Origin of the sequence: Carnobacterium sp. ISL-102, from assembly GCF_018612935.1 — a bacterium.
Taxonomy (GTDB): Bacteria; Bacillota; Bacilli; order Lactobacillales; family Carnobacteriaceae; genus Carnobacterium_B; species Carnobacterium_B alterfunditum.
Genome location: NZ_JAGGRF010000007.1, coordinates 15,600 through 33,786, shown reverse-complemented (window position 1 = coordinate 33,786; position 18,187 = coordinate 15,600). Strand labels below are relative to the sequence as shown.

The 18,187-nt window shown below is 36.7% G+C and carries 17 protein-coding genes, 1 other RNA gene and 1 other annotated feature (1 of these 19 running past the window's edge); all 18 genes read right to left on the bottom strand.

The window, feature by feature from the left end; all coding sequences use genetic code 11:
- Nucleotides 1–144, bottom strand: a binding site (T-box leader) (it extends 120 nt beyond the left edge of the window).
- A 48-nt stretch (nucleotides 145–192) separates the two neighbouring features.
- Nucleotides 193–543: a glycine cleavage system H family protein gene (locus tag J7E16_RS06155; RefSeq protein ID WP_214889952.1), complete on the bottom strand. Its 351-nt coding sequence runs from the start codon at nucleotides 541–543 to the stop codon at nucleotides 193–195.
- Between the two features lie 20 nt (nucleotides 544–563).
- A complete protein-coding gene (locus tag J7E16_RS06150; RefSeq protein WP_214889949.1) occupies nucleotides 564–926 on the bottom strand; it encodes an arsenate reductase family protein in 363 nt (120 codons plus the stop codon).
- A gap of 29 nt (nucleotides 927–955) precedes the next feature.
- Nucleotides 956–2,131 carry an FtsW/RodA/SpoVE family cell cycle protein gene (locus J7E16_RS06145; RefSeq protein ID WP_214889947.1) on the bottom strand — a complete coding sequence of 392 codons (1,176 nt, stop codon included), beginning with the start codon at nucleotides 2,129–2,131 and terminating at the stop codon, nucleotides 956–958.
- A gap of 165 nt (nucleotides 2,132–2,296) precedes the next feature.
- The gene (locus J7E16_RS06140) at nucleotides 2,297–3,292 is read right to left on the bottom strand and encodes a YihY/virulence factor BrkB family protein (protein WP_353049868.1); all 996 of its coding nucleotides are present in this window, start codon (nucleotides 3,290–3,292) and stop codon (nucleotides 2,297–2,299) included.
- A 124-nt stretch (nucleotides 3,293–3,416) separates the two neighbouring features.
- The gene (locus J7E16_RS06135) at nucleotides 3,417–3,647 is read right to left on the bottom strand and encodes a DUF2969 family protein (RefSeq protein WP_214889941.1); all 231 of its coding nucleotides are present in this window, start codon (nucleotides 3,645–3,647) and stop codon (nucleotides 3,417–3,419) included.
- A gap of 90 nt (nucleotides 3,648–3,737) precedes the next feature.
- On the bottom strand, nucleotides 3,738–4,853 hold the full coding sequence (ald, locus tag J7E16_RS06130) for an alanine dehydrogenase (RefSeq protein WP_214889938.1): 1,116 nt from the start codon (nucleotides 4,851–4,853) through the stop codon (nucleotides 3,738–3,740).
- Between the two features lie 433 nt (nucleotides 4,854–5,286).
- Nucleotides 5,287–5,653: a transfer-messenger RNA gene (gene ssrA, locus J7E16_RS06125) on the bottom strand.
- A 214-nt stretch (nucleotides 5,654–5,867) separates the two neighbouring features.
- A complete protein-coding gene (gene argD, locus J7E16_RS06120) occupies nucleotides 5,868–7,067 on the bottom strand; it encodes an acetylornithine transaminase (protein WP_214889935.1) in 1,200 nt (399 codons plus the stop codon).
- A 133-nt stretch (nucleotides 7,068–7,200) separates the two neighbouring features.
- The gene (gene argJ / locus J7E16_RS06115) at nucleotides 7,201–8,439 is read right to left on the bottom strand and encodes a bifunctional ornithine acetyltransferase/N-acetylglutamate synthase (RefSeq protein ID WP_353049867.1); all 1,239 of its coding nucleotides are present in this window, start codon (nucleotides 8,437–8,439) and stop codon (nucleotides 7,201–7,203) included.
- Between the two features lie 558 nt (nucleotides 8,440–8,997).
- Entirely contained in the window at nucleotides 8,998–9,780 is a 783-nt protein-coding gene (locus J7E16_RS06110) for a Cof-type HAD-IIB family hydrolase (protein ID WP_034547534.1), read from the bottom strand.
- A 57-nt stretch (nucleotides 9,781–9,837) separates the two neighbouring features.
- On the bottom strand, nucleotides 9,838–10,518 hold the full coding sequence (locus J7E16_RS06105; protein WP_214889932.1) for a histidine phosphatase family protein: 681 nt from the start codon (nucleotides 10,516–10,518) through the stop codon (nucleotides 9,838–9,840).
- A 149-nt stretch (nucleotides 10,519–10,667) separates the two neighbouring features.
- The gene (locus J7E16_RS06100) at nucleotides 10,668–12,641 is read right to left on the bottom strand and encodes a fructose-1,6-bisphosphatase (protein WP_214889929.1); all 1,974 of its coding nucleotides are present in this window, start codon (nucleotides 12,639–12,641) and stop codon (nucleotides 10,668–10,670) included.
- A 175-nt stretch (nucleotides 12,642–12,816) separates the two neighbouring features.
- On the bottom strand, nucleotides 12,817–13,290 hold the full coding sequence (locus J7E16_RS06095; protein WP_214889926.1) for a glutathione peroxidase: 474 nt from the start codon (nucleotides 13,288–13,290) through the stop codon (nucleotides 12,817–12,819).
- 115 nt (nucleotides 13,291–13,405) lie between these two features.
- Complete coding sequence (gene smpB / locus J7E16_RS06090; RefSeq protein ID WP_034547527.1) at nucleotides 13,406–13,864, bottom strand: SsrA-binding protein SmpB; 459 nt, start codon at nucleotides 13,862–13,864, stop codon at nucleotides 13,406–13,408.
- A gap of 32 nt (nucleotides 13,865–13,896) precedes the next feature.
- Nucleotides 13,897–16,248 (bottom strand): ribonuclease R, encoded by a 2,352-nt coding sequence (gene rnr, locus J7E16_RS06085; RefSeq protein WP_214889923.1) that lies wholly within the window; start codon nucleotides 16,246–16,248, stop codon nucleotides 13,897–13,899.
- 3 nt (nucleotides 16,249–16,251) lie between these two features.
- Entirely contained in the window at nucleotides 16,252–17,004 is a 753-nt protein-coding gene (locus J7E16_RS06080; RefSeq protein WP_214889920.1) for an alpha/beta hydrolase, read from the bottom strand.
- A gap of 187 nt (nucleotides 17,005–17,191) precedes the next feature.
- The gene (gene secG / locus J7E16_RS06075) at nucleotides 17,192–17,428 is read right to left on the bottom strand and encodes a preprotein translocase subunit SecG (RefSeq protein ID WP_214889917.1); all 237 of its coding nucleotides are present in this window, start codon (nucleotides 17,426–17,428) and stop codon (nucleotides 17,192–17,194) included.
- A 226-nt stretch (nucleotides 17,429–17,654) separates the two neighbouring features.
- Nucleotides 17,655–18,152, bottom strand: coding sequence for a mannose/fructose/sorbose PTS transporter subunit IIB (locus J7E16_RS06070; RefSeq protein WP_214889914.1), 498 nt, complete (start codon nucleotides 18,150–18,152; stop codon nucleotides 17,655–17,657).
- Between the last annotated feature and the right edge of the window lie 35 nt (nucleotides 18,153–18,187).

Here is an 18,187-nt window from a genome sequence, read left to right as displayed (position 1 = left end):
GTGCATCCGGAATAGGTTTATGCAAAGCATTCACCTGTTCTGCTCAAAGACCATCTTCGGTTCAATTCCCATTACCTTTTTTCAGCAAACAAGGCTCTCTACAAATGGTTATTACGAACTTACTCTTCTTATCATCGCGTTAATTGATATTTAATATATCTTAACAGAGCTGTTTTTTTCTGTCAACTTTTTTTAAATTTTAATTGATAATTTTTCAAAAGCATCCGGTTCTACGTCTTTGACTTCTAAGATCCAATTGTCTTTTTTATCTGTACTATTTAATTTTTCAGGATCATCCGTCAACTCAGTATGAAACTGGACAACAACACCTGTTAGCGGAGACAGCAATTCAGTGACCGCTTTTGCTCCTTCGACTCCTAGTAAAACGTCACTTTCTTTTACTTCAGCTAATGTGTTGGGTAACTCTACAAACATGACTTCACCTAAATCATCTTGGCCTTTTTCAGACAATCCGATGCGGTAATTTTCGCCTTCTTTTAGTACCCATAAGCCGTTTTCGCTGTATCTCATTTGTTGTTCCATTCTAATCGCTCCTGTCTTTTTTAGTTTCTGTTTCCCCAGATGGTTTCATAAACATCCTCTTTAAATCCGAGAGTCGTTATCTTCCCATCTGTCAGTAACGGCCGTTTGATCAACATACCGTCTGAAGCCAATACCGCTGCGCCTTCGCTGATAGCCATATCTGGTACACGTGATTTCAAGCCTAATTCGCGGTACCTATTCCCGCTAGTGTTGAAGAACCGGATCAGAGGAAGATCGGATTGCTCTATTAAATTAGCTAAGGCTTCTTGTGTTGGTGGAGTCTCGATCATATTTATCGCCTGATACTCTATCGCATGTTGATCTAACCATTTCCTTGCTGCTTTACATGTTGAACAAGTAGGGTGTTGATATAGTTCAAGCAAATCAGCTCACTCCTAAAATTACATTTCTTTTATTTGAAATCTGCATCTTCTTCAGAGAACATGTAACTGCGGTAATGGTACCTCATGGACATAACCAATCCAACACCCATCATATTTCCTAATAGTGCCGTTCCACCTTGGGAAATAAACGGCAATGGTATCCCAGTCAATGGAAGCAACCCAATACTCATACCGATATTTTCAAATACATGGAATAAAATCATCATGATAACACCCGTTGCAATATAGGCATAAAATTCATTTTTTGTATCAAAACAAATACGGATCATTTGGTAAATCAGTAAAAAGTAAATAAAAATCAAAATACAACTGCCAAGAAAGCCAAAATTTTCACCGATCGTTGCAAAAATCATATCAGACTCTCGAACCGGTACATATACTTCTGAAGTTCCAAATCCTTTACCAAACATTTTACCTGAGCCTATCGCTTTTATACTTTGGATCAATTGGTAGGAAGTATCTCCTGAATCACCATAAGGGTTCAGCCAAGAGTCTATTCGGGAAAATTGATACGGTTTAAAACCTAATCGTAGTAAAAATTCACGATTGTATATTACTAAAATAAGTAAAGTCGCTCCGAGTGCTCCAACTCCTGAAAACAGTGGCAGAATGATTTTCCATGTAATACCTGATATCAACACTAAACCAATAATAATGGCAATAAATACAAGTGTTGAACCTAAGTCATTCTGTAACATGACCAGTATCAATGGAGGGATAGAGGTTAAAATGATTTTCCCCAGTAATAAGAAATCAGTTTTAGGATAATGATTTGCGTAATCGCCATTATGTTTTGTGACTACACGAGCGAGCATTAGAATAAAGGCGATTTTCATAACTTCAGATGGCTGGAAGGTCACTGGACCTAATTTAAACCAACTCTTAGCTCCGGTACTCAGCATTGTAGGGCGATCATAAAAGAATAAGACCATCACTAATAGAAAGAGCCCTACACCATATGCCACCGGTGCGAGCTTCCATAGCTGCTCCGAATCAAACTGCATAATAACGACAATAGCAACTGTGCCAACTACATACCAGATCACTTGCATTAATGTAGCTTTAATACCATCACCAGCATCTAAATAAGTGGTTGAAAAGATAGTAGCGATACTAATAATCGCAAGCAACAAGACGGATAAGATGATCCCATAATCTATTTTCGTTTCTTTATTCTCTGTCATTTTTCAAAATTCTCCTTGTGTCCTATCTGTCAAAAATTTATTTATCAAACTTCATTCATTATATAAGAAATCAGATCTAAAAAAAAGACTTCTCGTCTTTCTTAGAAAAATCTTACAGTGCTTCACTCTAAAAATAATTAAACAAAAGGAAAACCAATTCAAGAATCAGGTTTCCTTTTGTTTTTCGACCGTTTTCACTTTCACTAATTTTTTATGTTGGATCGAATCTGAATCATCTGGATATTCTTTTGGTCTGTCATCTTTTTCAGCTTCATCTTTTTCGAGCTTAGCTTCATTGACTGATTTACCTATTTTATATTCAAAGTAAATCGTATTGATCAGCCCGCCTAATAGTAAAATGATTGCCGATAAATAGAGCCACACCATCAAAACAATAAACACCCCAAATGTTGCACTAGCAGCTGCTTCTCCTCCAGCAAATCGAATATAAAGCGTAAATGCTTCGGATAGAACCAACCAACCTATTGTAGTAAATACAGCTCCTGGAAAAGCGTATTTAATATTCAAACGGTTATTGGGTACTAAAAAGTAAACCATTGTTAACACGAGCGTCAAGACAATGAATAAAACTAACCATCTATAGCTCAATACTTGCAGAATGATCCCCAAATCGATCCCCACAAAATCTTGGATAAGCAACAGAATTTGTTCTCCAAAAACAAAGGCGAAAACCAATGATCCTACGATAGCTACGATGGACAATTGAACTAGAAATGATACTAATCGAACGATTATGAAGTTTTCTCTCTTTTCCACTCCATAAACACTATTCAGCACATTTTGTAATGCGTTAAAAGCTTTACTAGCAGCCCATAATGATGTGATAAGTCCGATAGAAATAGCTCCTCCACTTGAACTACTTAAATAATTTTCTAGTATCGGTGCTAGGACATTGTAAATATCTGGTGGGACACCTGTTTCTATCATCGGCAATACATCCGATGCTTTGATAGGAAAAAGCGGGATAATATTAGCTATAACTAATAAAATAGGAAATAAAGATAATAGCGTAAAGTAAGCCAGTTCAGCTGCATTAGAGGAAACTTCAGCTCGTCCCAAATTAGGTTTAATGACTTCTAGGAAAAACTTTAATTTATCTTTAAAATAAGCTTGTTCGGTATTTGTCTTCAAAGCGGCCACGTCCTTTATATTATGTATAAAAAAAGCATAGCATAATTGAATTTAAAAAGCATTTAGGAAGCTTTTAGATAATGCCAAATCATAAAAAAAATCAATCCTGAAAAACAGGATTGATTTTTTTGACTTACATTTGGTATAAATTATAGTCCATGATTAATTTATTTATTCCATCATCGACAGATCTAGCTTTAGATTCTTTTCCTGAATTAGTTGTTATAGTAACTGTCTGGCCTTCTTTTTGTTGCAATTGACCAATTTTTTCACCATTCACATATAACTCTAACTCAGTGAAACCTTCTCTGTTATTAGGGGTTTCTTTTACTTCAACTTGAACTTTTTTATTTCCTTTAGACATGTGAATGCTCCTTTTGCAGTTAGTTTCTCTAATCAGTATACTGCATTTCGGGGGAAAATTCATTTATTTATTCAGATAATAAAGTCTGTATTAATTAAATGAGTTCAAAGCTTCATGAAAAGGAATATCCAAAGCATGCGCAACTTCTTTTTTAGTTAATTTTCCGTCCATAACGTTGATACCTGTATAAATTGTTGAATTTTCTTTAGCCGCTTTGACTAATCCTTTATTTGCGATTTGTACTGCATAAGGAATCGTTACATTAGTTAAAGCTAACGTAGCAGTCTTAGGAACAGCACCTGGCATATTTGCAACAGCATAATGAACGACTCCATGTTTTAGATAAACCGGGTTATCATGTGTTGTTACTTCGGAAGCTGTTTCAATAATACCACCTTGGTCAACTGCTATATCAACGATAACAGAACCTGCTTCCATTTGTTTGACCATCTCTTCGGTCACTAATGTTGGAGCTTTTGAACCTGGGATCAATACAGCACCGATAACTAAATCTGCTTCTTTGACTGATTTTGCAATATTCAATTCATTTGACATAAGTGTATTGATTTTATTTTCAAATAAATCATCCAACTCTTCTAAGCGTTTTGGATTCACATCTAAAATCGTCACATCTGCTCCAAGACCGATTGCAATTTTAGCCGCATTTGTTCCTGAAACTCCGCCACCGATGATAGTTACTTTTCCTTTTTGTACTCCTGGTACTCCACCCAACAAGATACCTTTACCTTGGTTTACGCTCTCAAGAAATTCGGCTCCAATTTGTGCAGCCATTCTGCCGGCAATTTGACTCATAGGAGTTAAAAGAGGCAATGTTCCATCTTTTCCAACCATTGTTTCATAACCAATAGCAGTAACTCCTGAGTCCAACAATGCTTTAGTTAATTCTAATGCTGGAGCTAAATGTAAGTACGTGAAAAGGATCATTCCTTTTTTAAAATACTTGTACTCAGTTGGTATCGGTTCTTTAACTTTTATAATCATTTCAGCATTCCAAACTTGTGCAGCTTCTTCAATTAATACAGCACCTGCTGATTTATATTCTTCATCTGGAAATCCAGCTGCGTTACCTGCATTTACTTCAATCATAACTTCATGACCATTGTTTACAAGACTTTTAACGCCTGCTGGTGAAATAGCAACTCGGTTTTCATTGTTTTTAATTTCACTTGGTATTCCAATTTTCATAATATGTATCCTCCTGTTTTTTTTCATCAACTCTAACATCTTGCTCCTTTATTGTAACGCTTACAAATATAAAACCCAAATATTTCGACGCGCCCACTCTATATTCTTCCACTTTTTAACCGCTGAAATATTCAAATGGTAATGGCTATCTGAGTTCATGCGACTGAAAAGGTTAAAGAAAAAATTGCTGAAAAGCTCGCAAACTATGTGGATTTTTAAGAATAGACGTGGATATAGATGTATTAAAAAAAAGGTTCTACAATAAATGGTGTGGATGCTTCAAAAAAATTTCTTCTGGAATGGACGGGTTTGCTTGTGGAGCCATTAGATTAAGTCTATCAACACCAAAAATTATACAGCCAAAAAAATAAGCTGTTAAAACGCCTTAAAGATACTCCTGTATCAACGTTTTAACAACTTATTTAGTTTGACTCGATGGAAGCGAGGGGAGTCGAACCCCTGTCCAAATATATCGGCACCTAGACGTCTACGTTCATAGTTGTGCTATTAAGGTTTCGCTCAGTATTAGCCGCACAACAGGCATCATACGTCGCTAGTCTGATGATCTCTTCTAAAACTTACAGACGGAAAGTTTTAGCGTATCCCACTTATTATAGGACCCTTGCTCGAGCACATGGGCGATGCCGAGAGGATCTACACTAAGCTGTTATTACGCAGCTAAAGCGTAAGAGTTATTATTGTTTTTATCAGTTGTATTTAACTGTAACGTTTTTACGTAGCCGTAACCTACGAAACGCGATCCAAGCTCGACCTATACCTGTCGATTCCGTAACGCTCCCTAAATGGGATGTGTATACAGAAAGAATGATTTGTCTGAGCATTAATCATCTTTAAGTTAACTCTCTACAAGTATTATAACACATTTTACTAGAAAATAAAATACGTCGCTTCACTTAAGAAGCACTTTTTTAAATTTACTTGTGAGGAGTACCTACCTTTTTGCATGACACAGTCACTGAACCAACTCTTGTTCTTTGTTCACTTGCTATCCATTTATTCTAGGTCATCTTTTTCTTGGATAACTAGCAACACGTTTTCCAATTTTTGAATAAACTCATTTATTTCTTCGATCGTGACCGTTAATGGCGGTAAAATACGTAAAACCTTTTTTCCAGCTGTCAAAGTCAACACATGCTGTTCTTGTAATAATGTCACTAATTTTATTGCTTCCATATCTACTTCGATCCCCATTAGAAATCCCAGTCCTTTTACTTTCTTGATAACGCTAAACTGCCGGGCCAATCGTTCCAATTGCTCTTTAAAATAATCCGCTTTTTGTCGTACATCTTTCATAAATCCAGGCTTAGTCATTTCTGTTAAGGTCGCCATGCCAGCTGTTGCTGCTAATGGGTTTCCACCAAACGTGGTGCCATGTGTTCCTGGTGTAAACGATGCAGCAATGTGTTTTTTAGCTAGCATAGCTCCAATCGGAAAGCCAGACCCCAATCCTTTAGCTAGCGTCATAACGTCGGGTTCGATGCCGTATTGTTCATAAGCAAACAACGTCCCTGTTCTTCCCATTCCCGTCTGGATTTCATCTACCATTAAAAGGATGTCATGCTTATTGCATATATCTTGCAGTGAATGGAGCCACTCTTTTTGTGCTGGATTGACCCCACCCTCACCTTGCACAAGCTCTAGCAGCACTGCTGCTGTCTTTCCATTATGGATTTTCCCTAAATCAGTGATCTCATTAAAGAGTAGCGACCGTACTCCGGGCATCAAAGGTTCATATCCGATCTGAACTTTTTCTTGTCCCGTTACAGACAACGTAGCATAGGTTCTTCCATGAAATGAATTTTTGAAGGATACAACAGATGTCCGCTCTGGATGCCCATGATCTTTTGCATATTTACGAGCAATTTTTAATGCTGCTTCATTTGCTTCTGCCCCGCTATTGCAAAAAAAGGCTTGATCAAATATAGAATGCTGGATGAGTCCTTCAGCTAGTTTTGTTTGAGAAGGGATACCGTACAAATTGGAACAATGCCATAAGGTGTCTAATTGTTGGTGTAATTTTTGGGTAACTTGATCAGGAACATGGCCTAAATTACATGTAGCAATGCCTGAGGTAAAATCTAGGTATGCCTCATTTTTCTCATTCCATACATAGGTTCCTTTTCCTTTTAAAATAGTGATAGGAAAACGCGCATAAGTTGCCATAAGTGCAGATCGATCGTTTTCTTTAAACATACGCTGCTTCCTCCTTATAAATAAATTTAATTCCCACTTCATTTCCTTGTAAACAGGGTCTTCTATTTTTAGCGTTGGTAGACATGGTGAATCGCTTACTCAATTTTTATGGCAGTATAGCTCTTTTAACTTCTTACAATCGATAAGATGAATTGATTCGAATGTAATCATAGCTTAGATCACAGCCCCATGCTGTTGCAGATCGACTGCCTTGCTGCAAGTCGATCGACAGCTTCACTTCATCTTTAACTAAAGTAAGGATGACCGCTGCTTCATCAAAAGGTATCCCCACACCTTTTTCAACAACTATTGTATCACCAATTGAAATTTCTACACGTTCTGGTTCTATTTTTTGATTGCTGTATCCAATAGCCGAGATTATTCTTCCCCAATTGGCATCTGAACCATACATCGCTGCTTTAACTAAATTTGAAGAAACAACTGATTTGGCAATAGCTTGAGCAGCTTTTACTGTTTTTGCTCCTAAAACTTCTACCTCTATTAATTTAGTAGCCCCTTCTCCATCGCGTGCAATAGCCTTAGCAAGTTTCTCGCAGACATATTGAAAGCCTGCTAAAAACTCATTCCATTGTGGATGATTTTTAGTTAACAGAAGATTCTCTTGTATTCCATTTGCTAAGGCAAGAACCATATCGTTCGTACTTGAGTCTCCATCAACGGTGACCATATTGAATGTCCGGTTAGTCGCTGATTTCAATGCGTACTCAAGGCTTTCATTGTCAACAGCGGCATCTGTTGTAATAAACGCCAGCATGGTTGCCATATTAGGGTGGATCATTCCCGATCCTTTTGCAGCTCCACCAATAGTAATCGTCTTACTGTCAATTTCCAGCTCAACAGATACATGTTTTGTTTCAATATCGGTCGTTAAAATAGCTCGTTCAAAATCTGTTACCTTTTGATAAAGCGGATCATTCAAATAGCTGATACCCTTCTTGATTGCCCCAAAAGGCAATGGAACACCAATGATTCCTGTTGAAGCAACAGCTACTAAATACTCATCAATGTTTTTTTCTTTAGCTGTAAGTTCCACTGTTGCTTGAGCTTTTTTCATCCCGTCTTCACCTGTACAAGAATTAGCATTGCCGGAATTTACTACTATCGTCTGAATTTTCCGTATTTTATCTACGTGTCGTTTTGTCAGTTTAAGTGGAGCAGCTTGAAAACTATTCAAGGTATAGATACCTGCTGCCGTGGCAGGTATCTCCGAGTGGATCCAACCAAAATCAAGGACCGCCTTTCGCAAACCAGTATGTACGCCTCCAGCGGTAAAGCCTTTTGGAGAGGTTACATGACCGTCCTCTACTACATGGAATGCTTGTATGGGGGTTTTTTTATGGGTCACCATCATTCATCTCCTCTTTTTCCAAGGATGGATTGGACTGTTTTCTAACAAATGGATAAGCTTTAAGGTACTCTGCTTAGTTCCGCCAACAATAGCTGATCCAAAATATTCTTAACCTTTTTCATATCCTTTTAATTAACCTCATTATAACAAAATAACTTATTCAGACAAAAAATAGAGCCTTCAGCGCAATAATGCTGCTGGCTCTATTTATAGGTTCTATAATTTTTAGTGTTGATAGACTTAATCTAATGGCATTACTTACCCAAATTTCTGGAGGAATAGGGTTGCTTGTAGCCATGTATAAGATTCAATGAGAATTACAAAACGTTGGCGCTTCAGCGATAAGGTTTTGTTTGAAGCTTGAAAGTCTGTAAGACTACAGGCTTACAGGCGGTCCAATGGCTCCACAAGCAAACCCGTCCATTCCAGAAGAAATTTTTTTAAATATACACACTATTTGACGTAAAACCTATTTATATAGGGCTAAAATTTTCAGTGTCGCTGATCCAGTTAATCAATTATCCAACACCTTTTATAAAATAACCTATTAAGCGAAAAAATCTATTTAATTAAATCGTAAAATTCTAATCCTTCAACAATTCCGCCTTCGATATGACTAGAAGTTATATAATCAGCAGCATTCTTCAAGATATCGGTCCCATTCTCCATTGCCACACCATGGTCAGCATGCGTCACCATTTCTAAATCATTCGGACCATCTCCAAACGCATAGATAGGGATTTCATCAAACTGCATTAGTTTGACCAACTCTTGGATGCCTGTGGCTTTTGAATTGCCTTTCGTGATCACATCTATGCTGTAAGGCGTATTTCGATAGAAAGACAATTCTGGAAATGCTTCTTTGAACCACTCAACATCAGCGTTATCTGTTGTCAGGATCAATGCCATCAATACTTCTTCATTCAAATGAATTTCCGCATCAACTAACGGTGATTTTGCATGAATAAAATCATACGCTTTATCTACCTCTTTCGAAGTAGAAGTGACACGTATTTTATCGCTCGTATAAAAAGAAACGGCTAACCTTAATTCATCAGCTGCTGCTTTCAAACGGATCAACGTCTCTTGCGGTATTTGACTGCGGTAGATTTCTTTGCCTTCGTACATAATGTACTGACCATTAAGCGTGATAAAAGATTCAATCGGTGTCGTGTCTAGTACATGTTGGATCTCAAGTGGACTTCTTCCCGTTGCGATAAATGGGATCCCGCCATTTTCTTTCAATTTTTCTAAAGCAGCGGTCACTTCTTGGTCTACTTCAGATCTACCATTTAACAACGTCCCGTCTAAATCAAAAAAAACTAAAGCTTTTGGCAGTATCATATTAATCTCCCTTTTATAACAGTATTTTTTTTGAACCTCATTTACAGCATTATTGAATTAGTCTTCTAAAGTCTTAAAATGACCTACTCCATTGTAAAGCTCTAAATGGTATTTTCCATTTTGGTATCTAACAGCTGAGACACTTGCATTTAATAATGGTTGTGGATTTTCAAGTTCTGGAACTAAATTATTTAATAAATAGCGAATCGTATTTCCGTGAGCAACGATCATGACTTTCTCTCCTGTATCACGGTGTTTGTTGATTAATTTGATTAATCCCTGTTCTACTCTTAACCAAAATGTTAAAAAATCCTCCGCATCGTGATAAGGATCTGCTTTTTTAAAAGCATTCATTTGTTCAGGAATAGACGTTTCAACCCACATCTCAGCAACACTTGGATATCCCATTTGTTCATTCACTTTTTCCCAGGTTTCATCTACATTGCTTCCTTCAAATGAACCAAAGAAAACTTCACGAAATTCCGGCATCGATTGCAACGTCATTTCTTTTCCTTTTTTATTTTCTTCTAAAATAATGTTAGCTGTTTCAATCGTACGACTTAGGTCACTTGTATATGCTGCATCAAATTCAACATCTGCTAAACCTCTTGCGCTGCTGCGAACATCTTCACGACCTTGTGGTGTTAAAGGGGTATTAGACCACCCTTGTATTTTTCTGTAATGATTGAAATAAGTTTGTCCATGACGGATAAAATAAAAAGTACAGCCTTCTTTCATGGAAAATCGCCTCCTATATCTTAGTAATATCTATAATTTCCCTACGCTTCTTATTGTACCAAAAAAAAGATGATTTTTATGAATATCCGTTTATCTTTAGGTAAACATTTCGTTAATGTCTCTACATTTCACTTGATAGCTGTCTAATCTTATTTCGTCTCTTCGACAATATTCCCATTGCGGTAAGCTTTTAATAACTCTTTCAAATCGCTGACTTGCTCAGCCAATTCTCTGCCCACACCCGTTTCTCTTACTTTTTTACGATCCAACTCCCTGTCGATCACTCTTCTTGTAGACATGATATCTATTTCGTTTTTAATGGCATCCTTTACAGAAGTGAACGGCTGATGCGAAACTAAAACCATTCCATAAGAGTTGTATAAAAGTGTATATCCTGCTAATCCCGTCGTTCCTTGATAAGCTTTTGAGAAACCGCCGTCGATCACAATCATACGACCATTTGCTTTAATAGGATCTTCACCGCGCTTTTCTTTTACGGGTGTGTGTCCATTAATGATATGCCCTTTAAGCGGATTCAGCCCGAACTCACTCAATATCATTTCACACGTTTTTTCATCATTACGCATGGCATAATAAGCATTTTTCTTTTCCTCATGGGTGGCCTTATCTGCAACGTAATAGCGTTCGAATGTCGTCATTTGATCTTTTCCAAAAAGTGAGGAAACTGGACCCGTCCATAAATACCAAACGTAGTCTAAGTACTTGTCATTGTCTTTATGTCCTTTATTTAAATACCCTTTTCTTAGTACTTCTTCAAATTTATCCAGTAAATTTTTACCAGCATATTGCTTTCCTTGAATGTCCATTCCCAGGAATTCGCCGGTCTCTGTTAGCGGCATACAGCCGTGGAACAATAAATTATCATTATATGTGAGATACATATTGCCTTTGCTATACAAATAAGAAATATGTTGTTGCAAGCGACCACAATTTTTAAAAGCTGTGACTAACTTTTCGACAACTAATTCTTCTTCTGAGGTTAATTTATAAGGATCAGCTGGATCGATTGTTGGAAAATTGGTATTTAACAATGGATAATCTTTTCCTTTGATTGAAATCGTCCCATTTTCATAATCGATGCTATTTAATACTAAACGATGATCTAATTTAAACTCAGGATGCCTGTTAATGATCTCACCCTCAAGTTTAAACTGAATCACAGAAATCGCTTGATGCATTTTAGTGATTTGGCGTATTTCATCTTCAAAATAATCTTTTTTTCCCGAGTCCACTTTAGGATAAAAACAACTTTTTAAATCTTCGGGATAAGTCATTTCCGCAAATGTGAGTAATTGACGTAATGAAACCCCATAAGCATCTTCTATAATTTCTAAATTATCATAGCGAGCACTTATGCGCAGTACATTTGCAATACAAACAGCTGAACCGCTGGCCGCGCCCATCCATAATATATCATGGTTTCCCCATTGGACATCAACAGAATGATGCGCCATCAGTGTATCAATGATTTTATCTGGATAAGGACCCCTATCATAAATATCTCCTACTACATGCAGCTGATCGACGACAAGACGTTGAATCAAGTAAGATATAGCTGTAATAAACTCAGCTCCTCTATCCAACGAAATAATACTGTCAATAATCTCACTATAGTAATCTTCTTTATTCGTGTAACCGTCGCCATCTTTTGCTAACAACTCTTCAATAATATAAGCAAATTCATCGGGCAAAGCCTTTCGTACTTTGGATCGCGTATACTTTGAAGCAATATAGACACATAATCCAATTAATCTAGACAACGTGATTCTGTACCATTCATTTGTTTCTTCTAGGTCCTCAAATTCATTACTGATCAACCGAATTTTATCTTCAGGATAATAAATCAATGTTGCTAAGCTATTCATTTCTTTTTGGCTTAAACGATCATGAAAAATCTCTTTTATTTTTTCTTTTATATTGCCTGACCCATTCCTAAGCACATGTTGGAAGGCTTCATATTCTCCATGAACGTCACTAACAAAATGTTCTGTACCCTTAGGCAGGTTCATAATAGCCTCTAAGTTAATAATTTCAGCCGTTGTATCTCCAATGGTTGGGTAGTCTTTAGCTAATAAATTCAAATATTTTTTAGTTGCGTCCATGTTTACTCACCCCTTTATTATCTATACCACATCATTATACCATGTTTCTTATAGATTGTTTTTTTCTGAATGTTATTTGAAAATTTTCTATTTCATGAGGATCTAATTCTTTTCCAACACGTTGCTAATCAGAAAAAGGGCCTCAGACTGTTTGTCTAAGACCCTTTTAGCAAGGTTAGCCGTTTGCTACTGCTTCAGCTATATCGGTTTCCATTTTGTTAGGTTGTGTTGTTGAACCAAATCGTTTGATGATTTCGCCATCTCGACCAATTAGAAATTTCGTGAAATTCCATTTGATTTTCTTGTTACCTGTTTCTGATGTTAGGTATTGGTAAAGAGGATCAGCATTTTTTCCATTTACGAGTATTTTTTCATGAAGTTGAAAAGAAACACCAAAATTTTTCTGACAAAAACTTGCGATTTCTTCTCCTTCACGAGGTTCTTGATTCATAAATTGATTGGAAGGAAACCCTAAAACGACTAGTCCTTGTTCTTTATACGTTTGATACAATTTTTCTAAATCTTCTAATTGAGGAGCTAAACCACATTCCGTTGCTGTGTTCACAATTAGTAAAACTTTTCCTTTGTACTTTGATAAGGACACTTCTTCACCACTGATTTCATTGACCTTATAATCGTAAACAGACATCGATAGACCTTCTTTCGTCTACTATTTTTTTAGAAGCTCGACCATTTATTATCCTAAACTTACCTTACCTATTTTAGCAACGTCCATGAGACCGTCTTTGCACTGATTCATCTGTTTATCTAGCTCTTAAAGCACGGTCCAACTCACGTTTTTGATCTTTTCGCTTCAGATCTTCGCGTTTATCGTATTTTTTCTTCCCTTTTGCCAGACCGATCAATACTTTTGCATAACCGTCTTTTAAATAAACTTTTAAAGGAATCAATGTATTTCCGCTAGACTTCGTTTCGTTCATTAAGCGCATGATTTGTTTTTTATGCATCAATAATTTCCGCGTTCTTAATGGATCATGATTGAATTGATTTCCTTGCTCATAAGGACTGATATGGACATTATGCAAATAAATTTCATCATTCTGAATCTTAGCGTAGCCATCCTTTAAGTTGATCCGACCCGCTCTGATAGACTTGATTTCCGTTCCCTGCAACACTATCCCAGCTTCTACGGTATCTAAGATAGAAAAATCATAACCTGCTTTTCTATTTTGAGCCAATACTTTACCTGTACCTTTTGGCATCAATGATCGCCTCCTGATTCATTCGCTCTTACTTAATTTTTATTTTTGGACTTTTTATTTTTAGCTGCATCTTTATAAAAAGGTTTGCTTTTCTTTTTACTGCTTCCATCTTGTTTAGGCTTATACGCAGAAGAGCTTTCTTTTCCACGACGTTGGCTATTTTCACGGCCTTTGCCTTTTACTAGATGTTTGGGTCCCTCATATTTAGGTGCATCCGGATCTGGAACAAGTTCAAAATCGATTTCACGTGTTTCAGGATCGGCTTTTGTTATTTTTACTTTTACTTTTTGTCCGATACGGTAAACAACACCCGTTCGTTCTCCAACAAGCATCATTTGCTCTTCGATATAGTTAAAGTAGTCATCTTTCATATTTGAAATATGGACCAGACCTTCAACCGTATTCGGCAATTCGACGAATATACCAAATTTCAAGACTGAACCGATGATTCCTTCATAGATTTCGCCAACTTTGTCAGCCATATATTCAGTTTTCTTCAATGCATCGGTTTCTCTTTCAGCATCAACTGCACGACGTTCCGCTTTTGACGTATCTTCTGCAATTGCGGGCAATCGATTTTCCCATTTTGTTTTCTGAGCAGATCCAGTACCTTCTTCTCCATAAGAACGGATCAAACGGTGTAAGATCAAATCTGGGTAACGACGGATGGGAGAAGTGAAATGTGAATAAAATTCTGCTCCAAGACCGAAATGGCCTAATGGTTCCACAGCATATTTGGCTTGTTTCATACTTCTTAACATCATCGTTGAAACAACTTGTTCTTCTGGTTTTCCTTTAACACTATTGGCAATTTTTTGTAACGTCATAGGAGAAACATCTTTGCTGGTCCCTTTAACGGTAATACCAAAAGCCGTAACAAATTCCATGAATTTTTGCATACGATCACTGTCAGGTTGTTCATGAATACGATAGATCAATGGAACTTCCATTTTTGAAAAATGTTCAGATACCGTTTCATTTGCTGCCAACATGAATGATTCGATCAAGCGCTCACCAACACCGCGTTCTCTCAATACGATATCCAATGGCTTACCTGTAGGATCGACAATTATTTTAGCTTCTTTTGTATCAAAGTCAATGGCCCCTCGATTTTTACGATCTACCTCTAGGGTATGATGCAGAGTTTCCATTAATTCAAACATAGCTACTAAGCTGCTGTATTTTTTACGGGTCTCTAGATTTTTATCTGTTAATATTTCATTTACTTCAGTATAAGTCATCCGTTCAGTTGTTCGTATCACACTTTGGAAAACGTCATGTCCGACAATTTCTCCATCAGGTGTCATTTCCATTTCGCAGCTCATCGTCAAACGATCGACATGAGGATTTAACGAACAAATCCCATTAGATAATCGTTGTGGAATCATTGGTATAACGCGATCGGTTAAGTATACACTGGTTCCTCTTTCAAAAGCATCTTTGTCTAAAGGACTATCTTCTGTCACATAATAGGATACATCTGCTATGTGAACGCCCAATAGATAGTTTCCATTATCCAATACTTTCAAGCCTACCGCATCGTCTAAGTCTTTTGCATCTGCTCCATCGATCGTCACCAGAACTTCATCTCTTAAGTCACGACGACCTTCAAGATCAGACTCGCTGATTTTTTCTGGAACTTCATCTGCTTGTTTCAAAGCTTCTTGTGAGAACTCAGTCGGGATTCCGTGTTTATAGACAATAGTCAAAATGTCGATTCCTGGGTCATTTATATGTCCCACAACTTTTTTAACGATTCCTTGCATACTTCTAGGAAACTCATCATCTGGGTACAAAGTTATTTCTACAACAACAATTGAACCGTCAACTGGTTTAATACCTTCTGACTCAATAAAGACGCGCAAGTCTGTAATTTTTTTATCTTGTGGATCGATATATCCGTATAAACCGGTCTCTTCGATTCCTTCTTCGCTGTAAGCGTAGAACTCTCCAACTAATTGTGTAAAGTTACGTTCAATAATGGCTTTTATTTTTCCTTCAGCACCTTTATCCGACCAAGGTTCAGCAGGTTTAATAATATCAACAGTTACCTTATCGCCATCTAGTGCATAATTAGTCATATTCGGTGGAATAAAAATATCTTTTTCGACATCTTCAATCGCAACGAATCCAAATCCTCGATCACTTGCTCTGAAAATACCAGTCAAAACCGGATCGTTACTTGGCAACTTAAAATGCCCTTTTTTATTTAAAAAGAGCTTACCTTCTCGTTCCATTTCAGCTAATGAACTAACAAGGATCTTAAAATCGACCGCACTTGTCATACCCATTCCTTCACTGATGTCACTTACTTGAAACGAGATTTTTTTGTGTTCACTCATAAAAACTATAATTGCTTCTTGTAACGTTTTTTTGTCGTTCATTTTTTATCCTCCATTCCAATCTAACTGTTTTAAAAAATTACTAACATCTGTTTGCAAAACTTTTCTATCTACTCCAACCGTTACCGCATGTTTGCTGTTCTCATACCAATGAAAATCAACTATTGAAGCCTTTTTTAATGCATTTCTAAATGAAATGGCTATCTGTGGATCGACTAATTCATCTTGACCAGCCTGTGCAATAAAAAAAGGATGATTGATCTCACTATAGTGAGGTTCCATTGATTCCGTCAGTTCACTTATTTCGTCTAATTGGTTATCTAATTTTCTTTCGACTTCCGGCATAAGATTATTTATTTCTAGTTCAGAATAACCAGCTTTTTTCTTCAGTATCTGTACATAAGCTAAAAATTCTTTTCTCACATTATTTCCATTACGGAAATTCATTACCGGTGAACAAAACGTTCCACCAGCTAATACTGGTTCTTTATCTACCAACAACTTTGTTGCTATCACGCCACCCATAGACAATCCGAATACAGCTATCTCTTTATAGCCTTTTTCATGTAGGAACCGGATCGCTTCTTTCGCATCATTGACCCAATCTTTTGGCGCTGTATTTAAAATATCTTCTGGTTCAGTCGTTCCATGTCCTTTGAATAATGGTGCATAAACCGTATAATTTTCTTTTTCTAGTGCTCTTCCCAGCATCCTTACATCATTGGGAGCGCTTGAGTAAGCATGCATCAAAATGACTGCTTTAGGCCCTTTTTCAAAAAAAAATGATTTTATTGCCATTTTATTCTCCCTTTTCGCATTTCCTTTAAGTTCTTATTCTACCATTTTACTGTAAAATGAATTCTTTTCATACTCAAACACTGCTAACACGATAAAATGCCTTTTGCTTAACACAATTCCAGTAAAGAAAATTAATTTTTTTAGAAAAAAAAGCCACCTGAAGATTCAGGTAGCTTCACTAAGTTTGTTAATTAATTGCTATATAAGCAAGAGCCAATGCCAATGCAAAAAATAAGATCCCTAGTAATACGGTAGTACGTTGCAATACTGCCTCGAATCCGCGTGCTTTTTGTTTTCCAAATAATTGTTCAGCTCCACCAGTAAATGCACTAGCAGCATTATTTGTTTTTGAAGGTTGCATAGTTACTACAATGATGAGTATAACTGAAATAATTAGCTCAGCAATTAAAAGTGTATCGTACAATTTCATTGCCCTCCTGTCTAACGTTTCTTCTACCCCTAACTCTAACATAAAACTCAGCAAATTACTAGAAAATAAGTGAAGTTCTTATCTTACAGTTTCCTTATTCTTTCAGTCGCTTTAAAGGCTATATACAACCAATCTACTTGATAACATTGATCGGAATCGACTCTATTTTGCGGATGATTTTTTTTGCTGGTGTCGTCACTATAGTTGACTGTTAAAAATTTCAAATCATTTTTTCTTTTTTCAATAAATCCATCATATATACCTTATTATCTGCCACTACTTTACGGATTTCTAATTTAATTCCTTGTTCATTTAAATATTTCAAGTCTTTTATATCTTCGCTATTTACCGCAACTGCATTTGTGATCATTTTTTTACCGTCTGAGAAACTCATCCCTCCAATATTGATGGTATCAAGTTTAACTCCGCCTTCTACTACTCTTCTTACATCACGCGGACTTGTAAACAACAACATTGATTTAAAATCATTGAATTTAGGATCATTAAAAATCGAGATCATTTTATCAATAGTGATCACATTTACAATGACACCTAGGGGGGCCGCTTGTTTTAGTAATGTTTTTCTTAATGTGTCTTTTGCTACCTCATCACTGACCACTAGAATACGGTTTACTTTTGTCACTTTCGCCCATACTGTTGCAACCTGACCATGAATCAACCGATCATCGATACGAACTAAACGAATTTCCATAGGCATTCTTATCTATTCTCCTCGTACATCATCTTCTAAAA